Genomic DNA, 15128 nt, shown 5'->3' on the forward strand with positions numbered 1-15128 from the left:
TGGGCCGCCCGATCGCGGACGGCCCATCGTAACCAGCCAAGCTAATCGCGTAAACGCACGGAGATAATCAGCCAGCGACGACGCGCGCGATCGCGGCGTCGCGATCGAGCTGTTCGGCCTCGCTCGCACTGCGGTGGCGGTATTCGTATGTACCGGCCTGCAGGCCGCGTTCGGACACCACGATGCGGTGCGGCACGCCGATGAGTTCCATGTCCGCGAACATCGCGCCCGGGCGCAGGCCGCGGTCGTCGAGCGCGACATCCACGCCCGCCTTCTGCAGGTCGCGATACAGCGCCTGCGCGGCGTCGTTCACCGCGTCGACATTCTTCGGATTGATCACGCAGACCACCGCCTGCCATGGCGCGATCGGGTCCGGCCAGACGATGCCGTTGGCGTCGTGGTTCTGCTCGATCGCGGCAGCCACGATCCGCGACACGCCGATGCCGTAGCAGCCCATCGCCGGCGTCAGCGCCTTGCCGGTCTCGTCGAGCACGGTGCACTTCATGGCCTCGGCATACTTGCGGCCGAGCTGGAACACGTGGCCGACCTCGATGCCGCGCGCGATGCCGAGCGTGCCCGCGCCGTCCGGCGACGCGTCGCCTTCGACGACATTTCGGATATCGGCGACCAGGTTCGGTTCCGGCAGGTCGCGGCCCCAGTTCACGCCCGCGATGTGGAAGCCATCCGCGTTCGCACCGACGACGAAGTCGGCCATCGCCGCGACGTCGCGATCGGCGACCACGAAGATGTCCTTCGCGGGCGAGATCGGGCCGAGGAAACCCGGCGACGCGTTGAGGTGTTCGCGGATCTCGTCCTCGGTGGCGAGGCGGTATTCCGTCATGCCCGGCAGCTTGGCGAGCTTGATCTCGTTGACGACGTGATCGCCGCGCACCAGTGCAAGCACGAAGCGTGGGTTGTTCTCCGGGTCGACGCCCATCGCCGCGACGGACTTCACCGTGCGCGACAGCGGAATGCCCATCAGCGCGGCGACGTCTTCGCAGGTCTTCTGCGTGGGCGTGTCGATGCGGCGCATTGATTCGTTTGCGGCACCACGCGGTGCGGGTGCGGCGGCTTCTGCGCGTTCGACGTTCGCGGCGTAGTCCGACCCCGTCGAGAACGCGAGTGCGTCCTCACCCGAATCGGCGAGCACGTGGAACTCATGCGACATCGCACCGCCGATCGCGCCGGTATCGGCGACGACCGCGCGGAATTTCAGCCCCAGCCGCGTGAAGATGCGGCCGTAGGTGTCGTACATGTTCTGGTATTCGCGGCCGAGGTCCTCGTCGTTCGTATGGAACGAGTAGGCGTCCTTCATCAGGAACTCGCGCGCGCGCATCACGCCGAAGCGCGGGCGGATCTCGTCGCGGAACTTGGTCTGGATCTGGAAGAAGTTGACCGGCAACTGCTTGTACGACGACAGCTCCTGGCGCGCGAAATCGGTGATGACTTCCTCGTGCGTCGGGCCGTAGCAGTACCAGGCGTCCTTGCGGTCCTTGATCTTGAGCAGCTGGCCGCCGAACTTCTCCCAGCGCCCCGTCTCCTCCCACAGCTCGCGCGGCTGGATCGACGGCATCAGCACTTCGATCGCGCCCGCGTTCGTCATTTCGTCGCGGACGATGCGCTCGACCTTGCGCAGCACGCGCAGGCCCAGCGGCGACCACGTGTACACGCCGGCCGCGAGCTTGCGGAGCATGCCCGCGCGCAGCATCAGCTGGTGGCTGACGACTTCGGCGTCGGCGGGCGTTTCCTTGGCGGTGTGGAGATGGAACTGCGACAGGCGCATCGGCGGCTTTTCGAACGCGGAAAAACCGCATTCTGCCACGCGTGGCGTGGCAGCCGGTTCGTCATCTCGGAGATCGGCGCGTCGCGATAGCGACGCGCGAAGGTCAGGTCTGCTTGGTGGTCGCCACGCCCGCGGACGGGCCGGTGCAGTACAGCTCGACCTGGCCTTCGGCCACCTTCAGGCGGGCGGCACGTTCCGACGCGGTGATCTCGCGGTCGGCCTTGCCGTCCTTGTCCTCGTCCACGCCGACCTTGCCGGTGCCCTGCAGCAGCGTCAGGTTGCTGCGGGCGTTCGTGCAGTCCTGGTTGACGACCGCCTTCGGCGCAGCGGGGGGCGTGGCGGCGTGCTCGCCGAATGCGCGCGGCTTCATCTTCTGCCCGGCAGGCGGGGCATCGGAATAATGGGTCACGCCCTTCGCGTCCTTCCAGGTGTACACCTGGGCAGCAACGACGGGCAGGGCCGCCACGAGGGCCAGCGGCAGGACGAGGCGGGCGAGGGTCGAGGGCCGGCGCATGTCGGCAGTCCAGTCAGAAGGGGGATCCCGTCCCGATTCGACCACCGCCGGGGCGGCGGGGCAAGCGATACACTGAACAAATGGAATCCATGTCTCCGGGTGCCAAGCCCCGCCCGCGCGCCCGCGGCATCTATCTGCTGCCGAACCTGTTCACCACGGGCGGCATGTTCGCCGGCTTCTTCGCCATCATCTCGGCCGCCCAAGGCCGCTTCCCGGACGCCTGCATCGCGGTCTTCGTGGCGGCGATCCTGGACGGGCTGGACGGCCGCGTCGCCCGCCTGACCAACACCCAGAGCGAGTTCGGCGTGCAGTACGACTCGCTGGCGGACCTGATCAGCTTCGGCCTGGCGCCGTCGCTGGTGATGTATCACTGGGCGCTGTCGACGCTGCGCCTGGACGGCGCCACCCCCGGCAAGATCGGCTGGATCGTCGCCTTCCTCTACGCCGCCTGCGCCGCGCTACGCCTCGCACGTTTCAACGCGCAGGTCGGGCAGGTCGACAAGCGCTGGTTCATCGGTTTGGCGAGTCCGGCCGCCGCCGGCCTCGTGGTGAGCTTCGTCTGGACCTGCGACAAGTTCGAGTTCAGCGGTCGCGACCTGCGGTATTACGCGCTGGGCGTGACCGTCGCTGCCGCGCTGCTGATGGTCAGCCGACTGCGCTACTTCAGCTTCAAGGGCGGCGGTCCACGCAACGATCGCGTGCCGTTCCTCGCGATCATCATCGTGGTGGCGGTGCTGGTCGCGGTCGCGATCGACCCGCCGACCGTGCTGCTCGGCGTGTTCGCGCTGTATGCGCTGTCCGGCCCGTTCTACTGGGCGTGGCGACGCCTGCGCCGTCCCGCGGAGGTCACTGCGTGAGCCTGCCCTGGAGCGCGCAGCAGATCGAATGGCTGCAGGCGATGGGGCTCGACGTGCTGCAGCGGCCAGCGGCGCCGGTCACGCGCGTCGCCGTGTCTTCGTCGTCGACCGGGGACCTGCCTGCGGCGCTCGTCCGCGCGGCGCGCGGCGCCGATCTCGCGTCGCTGATCGCGCAGCACGGGGTACCGCGTGACGGCGCGTCGCGTCGCGTGTTCTGGCGGGCATTGCGGTCGGCACGCAAGGCGGCGTCGCGCCCATGAGCGCGCAGCCGTCCATGAGCGGTCGTCCCGCAGCGCTGCGGCCGATGCGCGAGCTGGACGTCGACGCCGTGAACGCGATCGAGCATCGCGCCTACGAATTTCCTTGGACGGCCGGAATCTTCCGCGACTGCCTGCGTGCGGATTACCTCGCGTGGGTGCTCGACGTCGACGGTGTCATCGCCGGCTATTTCCTGATGAGCCTCGCTGCGGGCGAGGCGCATGTGCTCAACATCTGCGTCGCACCCGAGTTCCAGGGGCAGGGCCACGGTCGGCGCCTGCTGCGCTCGCTGGTGCAGCTCGCGCGCTCGCGCGGCGCACAGCGGCTCTTCCTCGAGGTGCGGCCGTCGAATCGCCATGCGATCGCGCTGTACGACCAGGAAGGCTTCAACGAGATCGGCCGGCGACCGCGCTATTACCCGGCGAAGGACGGCCGCGAGGACGCGATCGTAATGGCGATGGAGCTGGTTCTGCCGGAACCTTAGGATCCTCGGACCACCCTTGGAGATTGCAGGATGCGACCCACCTACCGCTGCGTGCCCGTACTGCTCGCGTTGGCCGTATCGACCGTGTCCGCGGGCGAGCCGGCTGCATCCCAGATTCCCGTGCTGTCGGCCATGCCCGCCTGCGCGCTCGAACGCGTAGGCAGCGTGTCAGGGAGCGACGGGCGCGAGCCTTCGGCGAATGCGCGCGAAGTCTCGATGGGCGGCGCCGACTACCGTCGCGCGTTTGCAGGAATGACGAATGCGGCCATCAAGCGGGGTGCGAACGCCGTCGTGCTGACCGGTCACAACGCGCAGTTCTTCACACGCGGCAACAGCGCTTCACGCCGGCCCGTCTACATCGCACTCGATGGCGTGGCGATCAAGCTGGCCGACGCCACGCATTGCGCGCTGCAGGTGCAGGACCCGGATGCGTTGCTCAAGCGCGCGGTCCAGAACCGCGGCGCCGCGACGCCGATGCAGGGCGTCGCGACGAACTAGCGGGCGACGGTCAACCCAGTTTCGCGCGCTGCGTCGCCAGCGCCTCGCGCTGCGAGGTCCAGTCGACGAGGCGCTTGCGTTCCTGTTCGACCACGGCTGGCGGCGCGTTCGCGACGAACGTATCGCTTGCGAGCTTGCCCTGCGCTTTCGCGATTTCGCCGTCGACACGCTTGAGTTCCTTGTCGAGGCGCGCGCGTTCGGCGCCCAGGTCGACGAGGCCTTCCAGCGGCACGAGCAGCTTGAGTTCACCGACCACGCCCGCGGCGGAGGCCGGTGCGGTGTTCGCGTCATCGATGTAGGTGATCGCATCGAGCTTGCAGAGGAAACGCAGCTGCGAGTCGAAGCGCGACGCGCGCTCGCGATCCGCTGCGTCGCCTTCGGCCATCAGCAACGCCACCTGCTTCGACGGCGCGACGTTGAGTTCGCTGCGGATGCGGCGGACGGTCGAGATCGCGGCCTTGAGCCATTCGACGGCGGCTTCCGCGTTCGCATCGCCCGCCGGCAGCTCCGCGGCGCGCGGATACGGTCGCAGCATGATGGTCGTCTCCGCGACACCGAGCTTCGGTGCCACTGCCTGCCACAGCTCTTCGGTGACGAACGGAATCAGCGGGTGCAGCAGCGAGAGCAGGCGCTCGAGCACGTAGAGCAGCGTGTGGCGCGTGCTGTTTGCGGCATCCGCGTCATCGCCGTTGAGTGCGGGTTTCGCGAGTTCGACGAACCAGTCGCAGAACTGGTTCCAGGCGAACTCGTACAGCGCCTGCGCGAGCAGGTCGAAGCGGTAGTCGGCGAAATGCTGCTCGGCTTCGGCGGCGACGCGCGAGAGCTGCGCGAGTATCCAGCGCTCGGCGTCGGTCTTCGGCTGCGGTAAACCCGAGGCCGCAAAGCCTTCGGTGTTCATCAGCACGAAGCGCGTGGCGTTCCAGAGCTTGTTGCAGAAGTTCTTGTACCCCTCGGCGCGACCGAGGTCGAACTTGATGTCGCGGCCGTGGGTGGCGAGCGCGCTGATGGTGAAGCGCAGCGCATCGGCGCCGAACGCGGGGATGCCGTTCGGGAATTCCTTGCGCGTGGCCTTCTCGATCTTCTCGGCCATCTTCGGCTGCATCAAACCCGACGTGCGCTTGGCGACGAGGTCGTCCAGCGAGATGCCGTCGATGAGGTCGAGCGGGTCGAGGATGTTGCCCTTCGACTTCGACATCTTCTTGCCCTGGGCGTCGCGCACGAGGCCGGTGATGTAGACGTCCTTGAACGGGACTTCGCCCGTGAAGTGGTCGGTCATCATGATCATCCGGGCGACCCAGAAGAAGATGATGTCGAAGCCGGTGACCAACACGCTCGACGGAACGTAGCGATCGAAGCCGCGCTCCTTCATGAGCTGCTCGTTCGGCCAACCCTGCGTGCTGAACGGCCACAACGCAGAGGAGAACCACGTCTCCAGTACGTCGGTGTCCTGCGTGAGCGGCATCGTGTCGTCGATGGCGTGCCTGGCGCGCACCTCGGCCTCATCGCGGCCGACGTAGACGCGGCCCTCGACGTCGTACCACGCGGGGATGCGATGGCCCCACCAGAGCTGGCGCGAGATGCACCAGTCCTGGATGTTCTCCATCCAGTGGCGGTAGGTGTTGATCCAATTCGAAGGGACGAATTTCACGGCCCCGGATTCGGCCAACGCGAGACCCTTCGCGCCAAGCGTTTCCATGCGCACGAACCACTGGTCCGTGAGGTACGGCTCGATCACCTGGCCGGTGCGATCGCCGCGCGGCACCTGCAGCTTGTGCGGCTTCGTTTCGACAAGCAGGGCCTGCGCTTCCAGGTCGGCGAGCACCGCCTTGCGGGCGTCGAACCGGTCGAGCCCGCGGTACGCCGTCGGCACTGCGACGTCATCGGCCAGCGCGCCGTCGATGATCTTCGCGTCCGGCGTAAAGATGTTGATCAGCGGCAGCGAATGGCGCTGCCCGACCGCGTAGTCGTTGAAGTCGTGCGCGGGCGTGACCTTGACCACGCCGGTACCGAACGCGCGGTCGACGTAGTCGTCGGTTATGACGGGAATGCGGCGGCCCGTCAGCGGCAGATCGACGAACTTGCCGTGCAGCGACGCGTAGCGTTCGTCGTCGGGATGCACCATCACCGCCGTGTCGCCGAGCATGGTCTCGGGGCGCGTGGTGGCAACGACGAGGTAGTCGCGCGTCTCGCGCAACGTCTCGTTGCCGTCCTCATCGCGCTCGACGTATTCGTACGTCACGCCGTCCGCGAGCGGATAGCGGATCGACCACAGCGAGCCGTCCTCTTCCTCGTTGACGACTTCTAGGTCGGAGATCGCGGTCTTCAGCACCGGATCCCAGTTCACCAGGCGCTGGCCGCGATAGATCAGGCCCTGCTCGAACAGGCGCACGAAAGCTTCGCGCACCGCGTCGGCGGCCATCGGATCCATCGTGAAGACGCTGCGCGTCCAGTCGCCGGACGTGCCGAGGCGACGCATCTGCCGTTCGATCGTGTCGCCCGACTTCTGCTTCCACTCCCACACTTTCGCGATGAAGCCCTCGCGGCCCAGCGTGTCGCGCGATTCGCCCTTGCCTTCGAGCGCGAGGTTGCGCGACACCACCATCTCGGTCGCGATGCCGGCGTGGTCGGTGCCCATCTGCCAGAGCACGTCGAAGCCGCGCATGCGGTGGTAGCGGATCAGCGCGTCCTGCAGCGTGTGCTGGAACGCGTGGCCCATGTGCAGCGTGCCGGTGACGTTCGGCGGCGGCAGCAGGATGGAATAGGGCTCGCCGGTGCCGCGCGGCTTGAACACGCCGCTCGCCTCCCACTGCTGGTAGAGGCGCGTTTCGAACTGCGTGGGGTCGTAACCGGGGGCGAGGGACATGGCGGCGAAAACTCGGCGCTCCGCGACTGCGGAGCTGTGCAGGTGGGGACGTGCGATGGGTACGTCGCGCGGACTGCGCAGGATACCGGACGGGCCCGCGCGGACGCGGCGTCAGCGGGACAGGTAGCCCTGGTGGTAGGGCGGGCCGCAGCGCTGCACGACTTCGGGATCGGTGCCGGCCGGCGCGATGTCACCGAGTCCGCCGCCGCCGAACTGGATGGGTTCGCCGACTCGGTAGCGCCGTTCGCCGTCCTCGCGACGGAGGAAATAGCCGTGCGCATCGTGGTCGACGAGGGTGCCTTTCAACCACAGGACCGTGCGGAGCGCGCCACCGCGAAGCGCACGTACTCGGACGCAGCCGCGATCGATCATGAGGACGCCGAACTCCTCGGCGGTCAGCGCAACGGCCGCCAGGCCGGGCGGCCGTGGCGGTTCGAGTGGCAGTAGCGGTGCGGCGGCGGGAATGCGCATCGCGCATCCGCCCAACAGCAGCACAGCCGCGAGCGCGGCAGCGAGACGTGACTCCATGTCGTGTCTCCAACAGATGTGTGGAACCAGTCGCCGCGCGAGCGCGCCGTCACATGTCGTGCTTCTTCAGCTCCAGACCGCGCGACTGGTACTGCTTCCAGCGCTCGCGCAGCGGGCCGCGCGCCGATTCGTCGGCGGGGACGACTTCGAGCACGCGGTCGAACGCACCGTCGACGGCGGCGTCGCGCAGGTTGATCACGAGTGGGCGCAGCGGGGCATCGACGTCGGGCGAGGCGATCAGCACTTCGGCTTCCTCCTCGTCCTCTTCGGCGCCCGCGATCTGGTGCGGGATGTAGACCTCGTCGCCCATGTCCCAGAGCAGGTCGTCGAGCGCTTCGGCCTGCTCCTGCGAGCGGGCGAGGACGAGCGTCGGCAGACCGGCGTCGAACGCCTTGCGCGCGAGCTCGCACACCAGACGCAGCGGCTCCGAGCGGAACCGCGACGTGGTGATCAGATAGAAATCGGCACGGGCCATCGGGTCGTGGCTGTCCGGATCAGGCCTGGGCGGCGCGATCCATCAGCCACTGCGACAGCAGCCCGACCGGGCGGCCGGTCGCCAGGCCGCGCTTGCCTTCGTCGTTGGCGACGCCGGCGATGTCCAGATGCGCCCAGCGCTGGCCTTCGGTGAAGCGCGCGAGGAAGCAGCCCGCGGTGATCGCACCGGCCCAGCGGCCGCCGATGTTGTAGACGTCGGCGAACGTGGATTCGAGCTGCGACTGGTATTCGTCCCACAGCGGCAGGCGCCAGGCGCGGTCGAACACGTTCTCGCCGGCCTCGATGAGTTCTGCGGAGAGATCGTCGTCCTTGGTCATCAGGCCGGTGGCGTACTTGCCCAGCGCGATGACGCAGGCGCCGGTCAGCGTCGCGACGTCGAGCAGCGCGGCCGGCTCGAAGCGCTGCGCATAGGTCAGCGCGTCGCAGAGGATCAGGCGGCCTTCGGCGTCGGTGTTGCCGACTTCGATCGTCTTGCCCGACATCGACGTCAGCACGTCCGACGGGCGATAGCTGTTGCCGTCCGGCATGTTCTCGACCGCCGGCACGACGACCGTGAGGTTGATCGGCAGCTTCAGCCCGACCGCGGACACGAACGTGCCCATGACGGTGGCTGCGCCGCACATGTCGAACTTCATCTCTTCGACGCCGCCCTGCACCTTGAGGTTGATGCCGCCGGTGTCGAAGGTGATGCCCTTGCCCACGAGGACGTACGGCTTGGCGTCGCCGCCGCCGGTGTACTTGAGGACGATGAGCTTGGGCGGGTTCGCCGAGCCGCGTGCGACGGACAGCAGCGAGCCCATGCCGAGCTGCTCCATCTGCTCGCGGTCGAGCACTTCGCACGAACATTCGGCGAAGCGCGACGCAAACTCCTGCGCCTGCTGCGCGAGGTAGGCCGGGTTGCAGATGTTCGGCGGCAGGTTGCCGAGCTCGCGCGCGAACTGCACGCCCGCCGCGATCGCGCGGCCCTGCGCGAGCGCCTGGGCGTCGTCGCTGGCGACCGTCAGGCGCGTCAGGCCCGGTTCGAGCTTGGCGCGCGACTTCTCGCCGAGCGTCGCTGTGTAGCGGTAGGCGATGTGGTCCGTCGTGCCGACTGCCTGGCGGATCGCCCAAGCGGTGTCGCGGCCCTTCACCGGAACCTGCGGCAGCGTGGTCACCGCATGCGAAATCGGGCCGACCTTCAGCGCGCGCGCCGCGTCGCCCACCGCCTTGATGTACTGCGGCACCGCGAACTTGGCCTGGTCGCCGAGGCCGACCACCAGCACGCGCGGCGCCTTCACGTCGGCCAGGTCGTGCAGCAGCGCGGTCTTGCCGGCCTTGCCGCTGACGTCGCCACGCTCGATCAGCGCCGACAGGCGCCCTCCGCAGGCGCGATCGATCGCCGACGCCGCCTCCGTCAGGGTCTTGTCAGCGAAGACGCCGACGATCACGCAGTCCGCGGAAACGGATGCGGGGGCGTCGGAGGTCAGGTCGAATTCGAGGGCCATCCAGGATTCCGGGGGGTGTGAAAGGGGATTTACGTACAATCACCGACCCTTATGGGCCGAGGACGCCGGCGATGGCCGGGTCGCGCACCCGACCGCGCCGAAGCGCCGTGCCGGGCCGTTGAACGAACGACGAGTCTAGAACAGCCCGTGCGAATGCTGAAATTCGATCGCTACCTGCTTTCCGAATGCGTACAGGCGGTCCTTGCGACCACGCTCGTGCTGTTGATGGTGGCCTTCGGCGCGGTCTTCGCCGATGTGCTGCGCGACATCGCCGAGGGCCGCTTCCCGGCGGACATGCTGCTGCCGCAGCTGGGCCTGCTGTTCCTCAACTGGCTGCCGATCATCCTGCCGCTCGCGCTGATGCTGGGCCTGATGCTGGCGCTGGGCCGCCTGTACCGCGATTCGGAGATGCCGGTGCTGGCGTCGGTCGGCATTGGCCCGCGGCGCATGCTGAAGCCGCTGTTCGGCCTGATCGGCCCGGTCGCGCTGGTGATCGCGCTGTGCTCGCTGTGGCTCGCGCCGTGGGCCGAGCGCACGTCGAAGGAAATGGTGAACGCGGCGACGCGCAACCTGCTCGTGGCCGGCCTCGAGCCCGGTCGCTTCACGCCGATCGGCAAGGGCGGCGTGGTGTTCGTCAGCCGCATGTCCACCGACGGCACGCACTTCGAGCGCGTGTTCATCTATCGCCAGAAGAACGACCGTCTCGACGTGACCACCGCGAAGACCGGGCACCTCGAAGTCGACAACGATGGCCACCGTATCCTGGTGCTCGACAACGGCTTCGAGGTCGAAGGCCCGCGCGAAGGTACCAATCGCGACTATCGCCTGATGCACTACCGCGCCAACGAAGCCGAGATGCCGTCGTCGAAGGGCCGCTACGACGCGAACGACCCGCGCATGCTGTCGACGCCGCGGCTGCTGGTCGATCCGCGCCGTGAAGCCAAGGCCGAGCTGCATTCGCGCATCGCGCCGCCGTTCCTCGCCATCGCGTTCGCGCTGCTGGCGGTGCCGCTCGCGCGCAGCTCGCCGCGCGAGGGGCGCCTGGGCCGCATTTCCGTCGGCTTCCTGATCTATCTCGTCGGCACGATGCTGTCGCTGGCGAGCGTCAACTGGATCACCAAGGGCAAGATCCCGGTCGCGCTGGGCCAGTGGTGGCTGGTGCTTCCGCTGCTCGCGCTCGGTGCATGGATGTATCTGAACGACGGCCGCGTGCGCGCGCCGCGCCTGCGCGGAGCACGTCGATGAAGCCGTTTCCGAAACTCCACGACACCTTCGTCGCGCGTGCGGTTCTCGGCACGGTGCTGCTGACGTGGATGGTGCTGCTCGGCCTCGACGTCATGCTCGCGCTGGTCAACGAGATCGGCGAAATCGGCAAGGGCGACTACGGCTTCGGCAAGGCGGTCGCGCACGTCGCTTATACCGCGCCGCGTCGCGCGTACACGCTGTTCCCGACTGCGGCGGTGATCGGCGCGCTCATGGGCCTCGGCCAGCTCGCGTCGTCGTCCGAGTTGACCGCGTTGCGCGCGGTCGGCCTGTCGCGACGCCGTCTCAGCATCAGCGTCGCCGGTGCGATCGCGTTCCTCACCCTGCTGATGGTGGCGAATGGCGAGACGCTCGGGCCGTGGGGCGATCGCATGTCGAACGTGGTCAAGCAGACCGCGACGAACCGCGACACGGTGGTCGCGCGCTATTCGGGTCTGTGGGCGCGCGAGGGCGAGGTCATCCTCAATGCGCAGGGCGGGCAGGAGCGCAGCGACGGCAGCGGCAAGACCTTCCTCGAACTGCGCGATGTACGCCTTTACGAGTTCGAGGCGGACGGTCGCCTGAAATCGATCTCGCACGCGCAGGTGGCGGAGCATCGTCCGGGCAGCTGGCTGTTGCACGACGTCACCCGCACGCTGTTCGACAACAAGTCGGTACACACCGAGACGGTGCCGGAACTGCAGTGGGCGTCGAAGCTGGACACCGCTGCGTTGACGGCGGACCTCGACAGCCCGCGTTATCTCGCCTCGGCCGAGCTACGCGAGGCGATGGAATACCGCGAGCGCAACGGCCTCGATGCCAACGAGTTCGAGGAGCACTACTGGGGCCGCTGGTTCTATCCGCTCAACGTGCTCGCGCTGTGCCTGGCCGCGGTGCCGTTCGCGTTCGGCACGCTGCGCAGCGGCGGCCTCGGACGTCGGCTGTTCATCGGCATCGTGTTCGCGCTGGGCTTCTGGCTCGCGCAGATCGTGTTCGTGCGCGCCGCCCGCGCATTCCAGCTCGACTACCGCATCGCCTACATCGCGCCGACACTGCTGATGCTCGCGCTGTCGGGCGTGCTGTTCAGACGTCGATCGGGGTGAGGGCAGGCCGCTGACGCGGCACTGCCGCGTGGCCTGCCCGAACGCCCGCCGCGCTGCGGCGGGCCGGGAGTTCGAAAAGCTCGAGGCGCGATGCGAACCCCGACCGCCGTCGCGGCCTTGCCGCGCAGGCGTTACGAATGCCCGTCGCGCTGCGATGGGCCTATCGCATGATCATCAAACCCGAATGACGTCGGTGCTCTAGCGTTGCGAAAGACGATCGATGTCGACGAGCGATCGATGCCCCGCATGCGATCGCCCCGCACGCATCCCGTCACCGCTTCTCGAATCGCACCACTCGCGTCGCACTCGCACGGTCATGCCACGTCAGACGATCGCGATCGATCCACGCCCACCAGAAGCCAAGCCCACCGGCGAGCAAAGACAGCGTCCCCACGGCATACCGCTTTACCAGCGCACCGCGCGACGGCGTACCCGCCAGACCGATCACGCGCAGCCGCCACGGGCGCATGCCCAGCGTCTGCCCGCCGTGTCCCCAGCTCACCACCGCGTACACGCCGGCGACCAGCCAGCACGCGATCCACAGCAGCCACGACAGCAGGCTGAAGGGATGGATGTTCTCGCGCGCGGCATGGCCCGCCGCGTAGTAGCCGACGGTGAACGCCGCCGACACCAGCATCCACAGGGCCACGACGGGCCAGAAGTCGTAGAACAGCGCGAGAAGGCGCCAGCCGATGTAGGGGCGCGCGGGAGCGTTCGATGCCATGGGATCAGGATAGTCGCTAAGCTGCCGCGCATGGATGCAAAAGCCGGAACGCGACGCGCGGACGCGATCGCGGCACGTCGACAGGCGGCGCGCGCGCTGCCCGAACTCGGCGCGGCGGACGCACAGCTCATCGATCGCCATCTCGACGCCGTATGGGCGGAAACCGGGCTGTTGCAGGCGTCGCGCGAAAGCTACCGGCGCGATCTGGCCGGCTTCGCGCGCTGGCGTGATCGCGACGGCGCGCTGGCATCGACGAATGCATCCGATCTCTCGCAATATCTGGCCACGCGCGCGCGCGACGGCTACTCGCCCCGCAGCAACGCGCGTCTGCTGTCGGCCTTGCGCGGCTTCTACGCCTGGTGCATCCGCCAGCGTTTGCGCGCTGACGATCCGACCGCGCTGCTCGGCGCACCGACGCTGCCGCGCCTTCTTCCCAAAGCCCTGACCGAGTCGCAGATCAGCGCATTGCTGGTCGCGCCGGACGTCGAAACACCCGAGGGTCTGCGCGACAAGGCGATGCTCGAACTGATGTACGCGACCGGACTCCGCGTGAGCGAGCTCGTCGGCCTGCCGACGCAGGCGGTGAACCTGCGACAGGGCGCCTTGCGCGTCACCGGCAAGGGCAGTCGCGAGCGCCTCGTGCCGATGGGGGAGGAGGCGCAGCATTGGCTGGAACGCTATGCGTCGACCGCGCGTCCCGCGTTGCTCGCCAAGGGACGGACGTCGCCCTTCCTGTTCGTCGATGCGAAAGGTGACGTGCTCACGCGGCAACAGTTCTGGGCGACGGTGAAACGCGTGGCGGGTGTGGCCGGCATCGATCCGGCGCGCATCTCGCCGCACGGCCTGCGCCACAGTTTTGCGACGCACCTGCTCAACCACGGCGCCGATCTGCGCGCGCTGCAGATGCTGCTCGGGCACAGCTCCCTGTCGACGACGCAGATCTACACGCTGGTCGCCAAGGAAAAGCTCAAGCACCTCCACCGGACGCACCACCCGAGAGGGTGAAAACGGACTGCTTGCGCGGCACGGCCGCGCGGGCGGTTTTCGCGCCGGTGCCACTGGCACCGGCCAGGTCGCGTGGCGTCGCCGAACGCACGCTGCGCTCGGGCGGGCCGCGGGTTCGATCGGCATCGCGCTCGACGCAAATTCCGACCGCGGCCTCGAATTGCGCGCACCGCTGCTTCTCGCCTTTCGCCGCCGGCATCCACGTCGACCGAATCCCGCCCACCGAATCGCCACTCCGGACGCGGAACTCGCCCGCTGCCGCAACCCAACCCTCGGCGGCCGCCAGCGCCGAACCTCACGGCCGCCCCTGAAGCCCCGCCAACCCCATCCACAGCCGTCCGCTGACCCCGTGCCACAATCGGCTTCCCCTGCCGTTTCCCCGGGTTCCGATGCGTCCTCTTCGTTCTTCGCTCGTCCTCGCCGCGCTTGCCGTCGCCAGCCTCGCTGCCTGCGCCAAGGTTCCTTCCGAGGCAGCGACGGCGAAGGCCACCGCGCCGCTGACGCGGACGGCCGGCTCCTCCGTCGAGGCCAAGCCGGTTGCCGGAACCCCCGAGGCCCGCGCGGTCGACGCCATCCACGCGCTGGAGCCGCGCGCCGTGGTCGAGCATGTCAGCGCCGCGCCGATCCCTGGCTTCCGTGAAGCCGTGGTCGGCGGCCAGGTCACCTACGTCAGCGACGACGGCCGCTACATGTTCATCCCGGGCCCGGGCGGCGCGCTCTACGACGCCCAGAAGAAGGACAACCTGACCGAGGCCTCGCTGTCCGGCCTGCGCCAGAAGCTGGTTCAGCAGATCCCCGCCAGCGACCGCATCGTGTTCGCACCGCCGGCGCCCAAGCACCGGGTCACCGTGTTCACCGACATCAGCTGCGGGTTCTGCCGCAAGTTCCACAGCCAGATCGCCGAGTACAACGCGCTGGGCATCGAAGTCGACTACGTGGCCTTCCCGCGCGCGGGCATCGGCAGCGACGACTACCGCCAGATGGTCTCGGTCTGGTGCGCGGCGGATCGCAAGAAGGCCCTGACCGACGCCAAGAACGACCGCCCGGTGCCGCAGCGCAGCTGCAAGAACCCGGTCGACATGGAGTACGACATCGGACAGCGTTCCGGGCTGACCGGCACCCCGATGGTGATCGCGGACGACGGCACCCAGCTCGGCGGCTACGTCCCGCCGGAGAAGCTGCGCGACATCCTCGACCAGATGGACACGAAGGCCGCGCCCGCACCGACGGCTAAGCCCGCCGGCTGAGGTCGCCCGCCCCGGGGCGGGTACAATGGCGGGCCCTGCCGTC

At 68.4% G+C, this 15128-nt stretch carries 15 protein-coding genes; 8 read left to right on the forward strand and 7 right to left on the reverse strand.

Going from position 1 to position 15128, the window contains the following annotated elements; genetic code table 11:
• Positions 1-67: 67 nt before the first annotated feature.
• Both DWG18_RS00485 and DWG18_RS00490 read right to left on the reverse strand, forming a co-directional pair.
• The gene (locus tag DWG18_RS00485) at positions 68-1783 is read right to left on the reverse strand and encodes a proline--tRNA ligase (RefSeq protein ID WP_115644569.1); all 1716 of its coding nucleotides are present in this window, start codon (positions 1781-1783) and stop codon (positions 68-70) included.
• 103 nt (positions 1784-1886) lie between these two features.
• Positions 1887-2297 (reverse strand): DUF4124 domain-containing protein, encoded by a 411-nt coding sequence (locus tag DWG18_RS00490; protein ID WP_115644570.1) that lies wholly within the window; start codon positions 2295-2297, stop codon positions 1887-1889.
• A gap of 80 nt (positions 2298-2377) precedes the next feature.
• On the opposite strand from DWG18_RS00490, the gene pssA reads away from it, so the two are divergent.
• Genes pssA through DWG18_RS00510 form a run of 4 tightly spaced genes read left to right on the forward strand, consistent with a single transcriptional unit; the run spans position 2378 to position 4394 of the window.
• Positions 2378-3154: a CDP-diacylglycerol--serine O-phosphatidyltransferase gene (gene pssA / locus DWG18_RS00495; protein WP_115644571.1), complete on the forward strand. Its 777-nt coding sequence runs from the start codon at positions 2378-2380 to the stop codon at positions 3152-3154.
• Positions 3151-3414, forward strand: coding sequence for a hypothetical protein (locus DWG18_RS00500; protein ID WP_115644572.1), 264 nt, complete (start codon positions 3151-3153; stop codon positions 3412-3414). The genes pssA and DWG18_RS00500 overlap by 4 nt, the downstream gene beginning before the upstream one ends.
• A complete protein-coding gene (gene rimI, locus DWG18_RS00505; RefSeq protein ID WP_115644573.1) occupies positions 3411-3896 on the forward strand; it encodes a ribosomal protein S18-alanine N-acetyltransferase in 486 nt (161 codons plus the stop codon). The genes DWG18_RS00500 and rimI overlap by 4 nt, the downstream gene beginning before the upstream one ends.
• 30 nt (positions 3897-3926) lie before the next feature.
• Positions 3927-4394 (forward strand): hypothetical protein, encoded by a 468-nt coding sequence (locus DWG18_RS00510; RefSeq protein WP_115644574.1) that lies wholly within the window; start codon positions 3927-3929, stop codon positions 4392-4394.
• Positions 4395-4404: 10 nt separating this feature from the next.
• Here the strand turns inward: DWG18_RS00510 and DWG18_RS00515 are convergent, their stop codons facing one another.
• The 4 genes from DWG18_RS00515 to DWG18_RS00530 form a co-directional block, all read right to left on the reverse strand.
• Positions 4405-7257, reverse strand: coding sequence for a valine--tRNA ligase (locus DWG18_RS00515; protein WP_115644575.1), 2853 nt, complete (start codon positions 7255-7257; stop codon positions 4405-4407).
• A gap of 111 nt (positions 7258-7368) precedes the next feature.
• A complete protein-coding gene (locus DWG18_RS00520; protein WP_115644576.1) occupies positions 7369-7785 on the reverse strand; it encodes a hypothetical protein in 417 nt (138 codons plus the stop codon).
• Between the two features lie 49 nt (positions 7786-7834).
• Positions 7835-8260, reverse strand: coding sequence for a DNA polymerase III subunit chi (locus DWG18_RS00525; RefSeq protein WP_115644577.1), 426 nt, complete (start codon positions 8258-8260; stop codon positions 7835-7837).
• A 19-nt stretch (positions 8261-8279) separates the two neighbouring features.
• Positions 8280-9764: a leucyl aminopeptidase gene (locus DWG18_RS00530; protein ID WP_115644578.1), complete on the reverse strand. Its 1485-nt coding sequence runs from the start codon at positions 9762-9764 to the stop codon at positions 8280-8282.
• A gap of 153 nt (positions 9765-9917) precedes the next feature.
• Here DWG18_RS00530 and lptF point away from each other — a divergent pair, with 153 nt between their 5' ends.
• Positions 9918-11009, forward strand: coding sequence for an LPS export ABC transporter permease LptF (gene lptF, locus DWG18_RS00535; protein ID WP_115644579.1), 1092 nt, complete (start codon positions 9918-9920; stop codon positions 11007-11009).
• On the forward strand, positions 10949-12109 hold the full coding sequence (gene lptG, locus DWG18_RS00540; RefSeq protein WP_205289379.1) for an LPS export ABC transporter permease LptG: 1161 nt from the start codon (positions 10949-10951) through the stop codon (positions 12107-12109). The genes lptF and lptG overlap by 61 nt, the downstream gene beginning before the upstream one ends.
• 271 nt (positions 12110-12380) lie before the next feature.
• On the opposite strand, the gene DWG18_RS00545 is transcribed toward lptG, so the two are convergent.
• Complete coding sequence (locus DWG18_RS00545; RefSeq protein WP_115644581.1) at positions 12381-12833, reverse strand: RDD family protein; 453 nt, start codon at positions 12831-12833, stop codon at positions 12381-12383.
• Positions 12834-12863: 30 nt separating this feature from the next.
• Between DWG18_RS00545 and xerD the strand changes: the two genes are divergently transcribed.
• Positions 12864-13838 carry a site-specific tyrosine recombinase XerD gene (gene xerD / locus DWG18_RS00550; protein ID WP_115644582.1) on the forward strand — a complete coding sequence of 325 codons (975 nt, stop codon included), beginning with the start codon at positions 12864-12866 and terminating at the stop codon, positions 13836-13838.
• 389 nt (positions 13839-14227) lie between these two features.
• Entirely contained in the window at positions 14228-15085 is an 858-nt protein-coding gene (locus DWG18_RS00560; RefSeq protein WP_115644584.1) for a DsbC family protein, read from the forward strand.
• The last annotated feature ends 43 nt before the right edge of the window (positions 15086-15128 follow it).

The organism is Lysobacter sp. TY2-98, from assembly GCF_003367355.1.
Lineage (GTDB): Bacteria > Pseudomonadota > Gammaproteobacteria > Xanthomonadales > Xanthomonadaceae > Cognatilysobacter.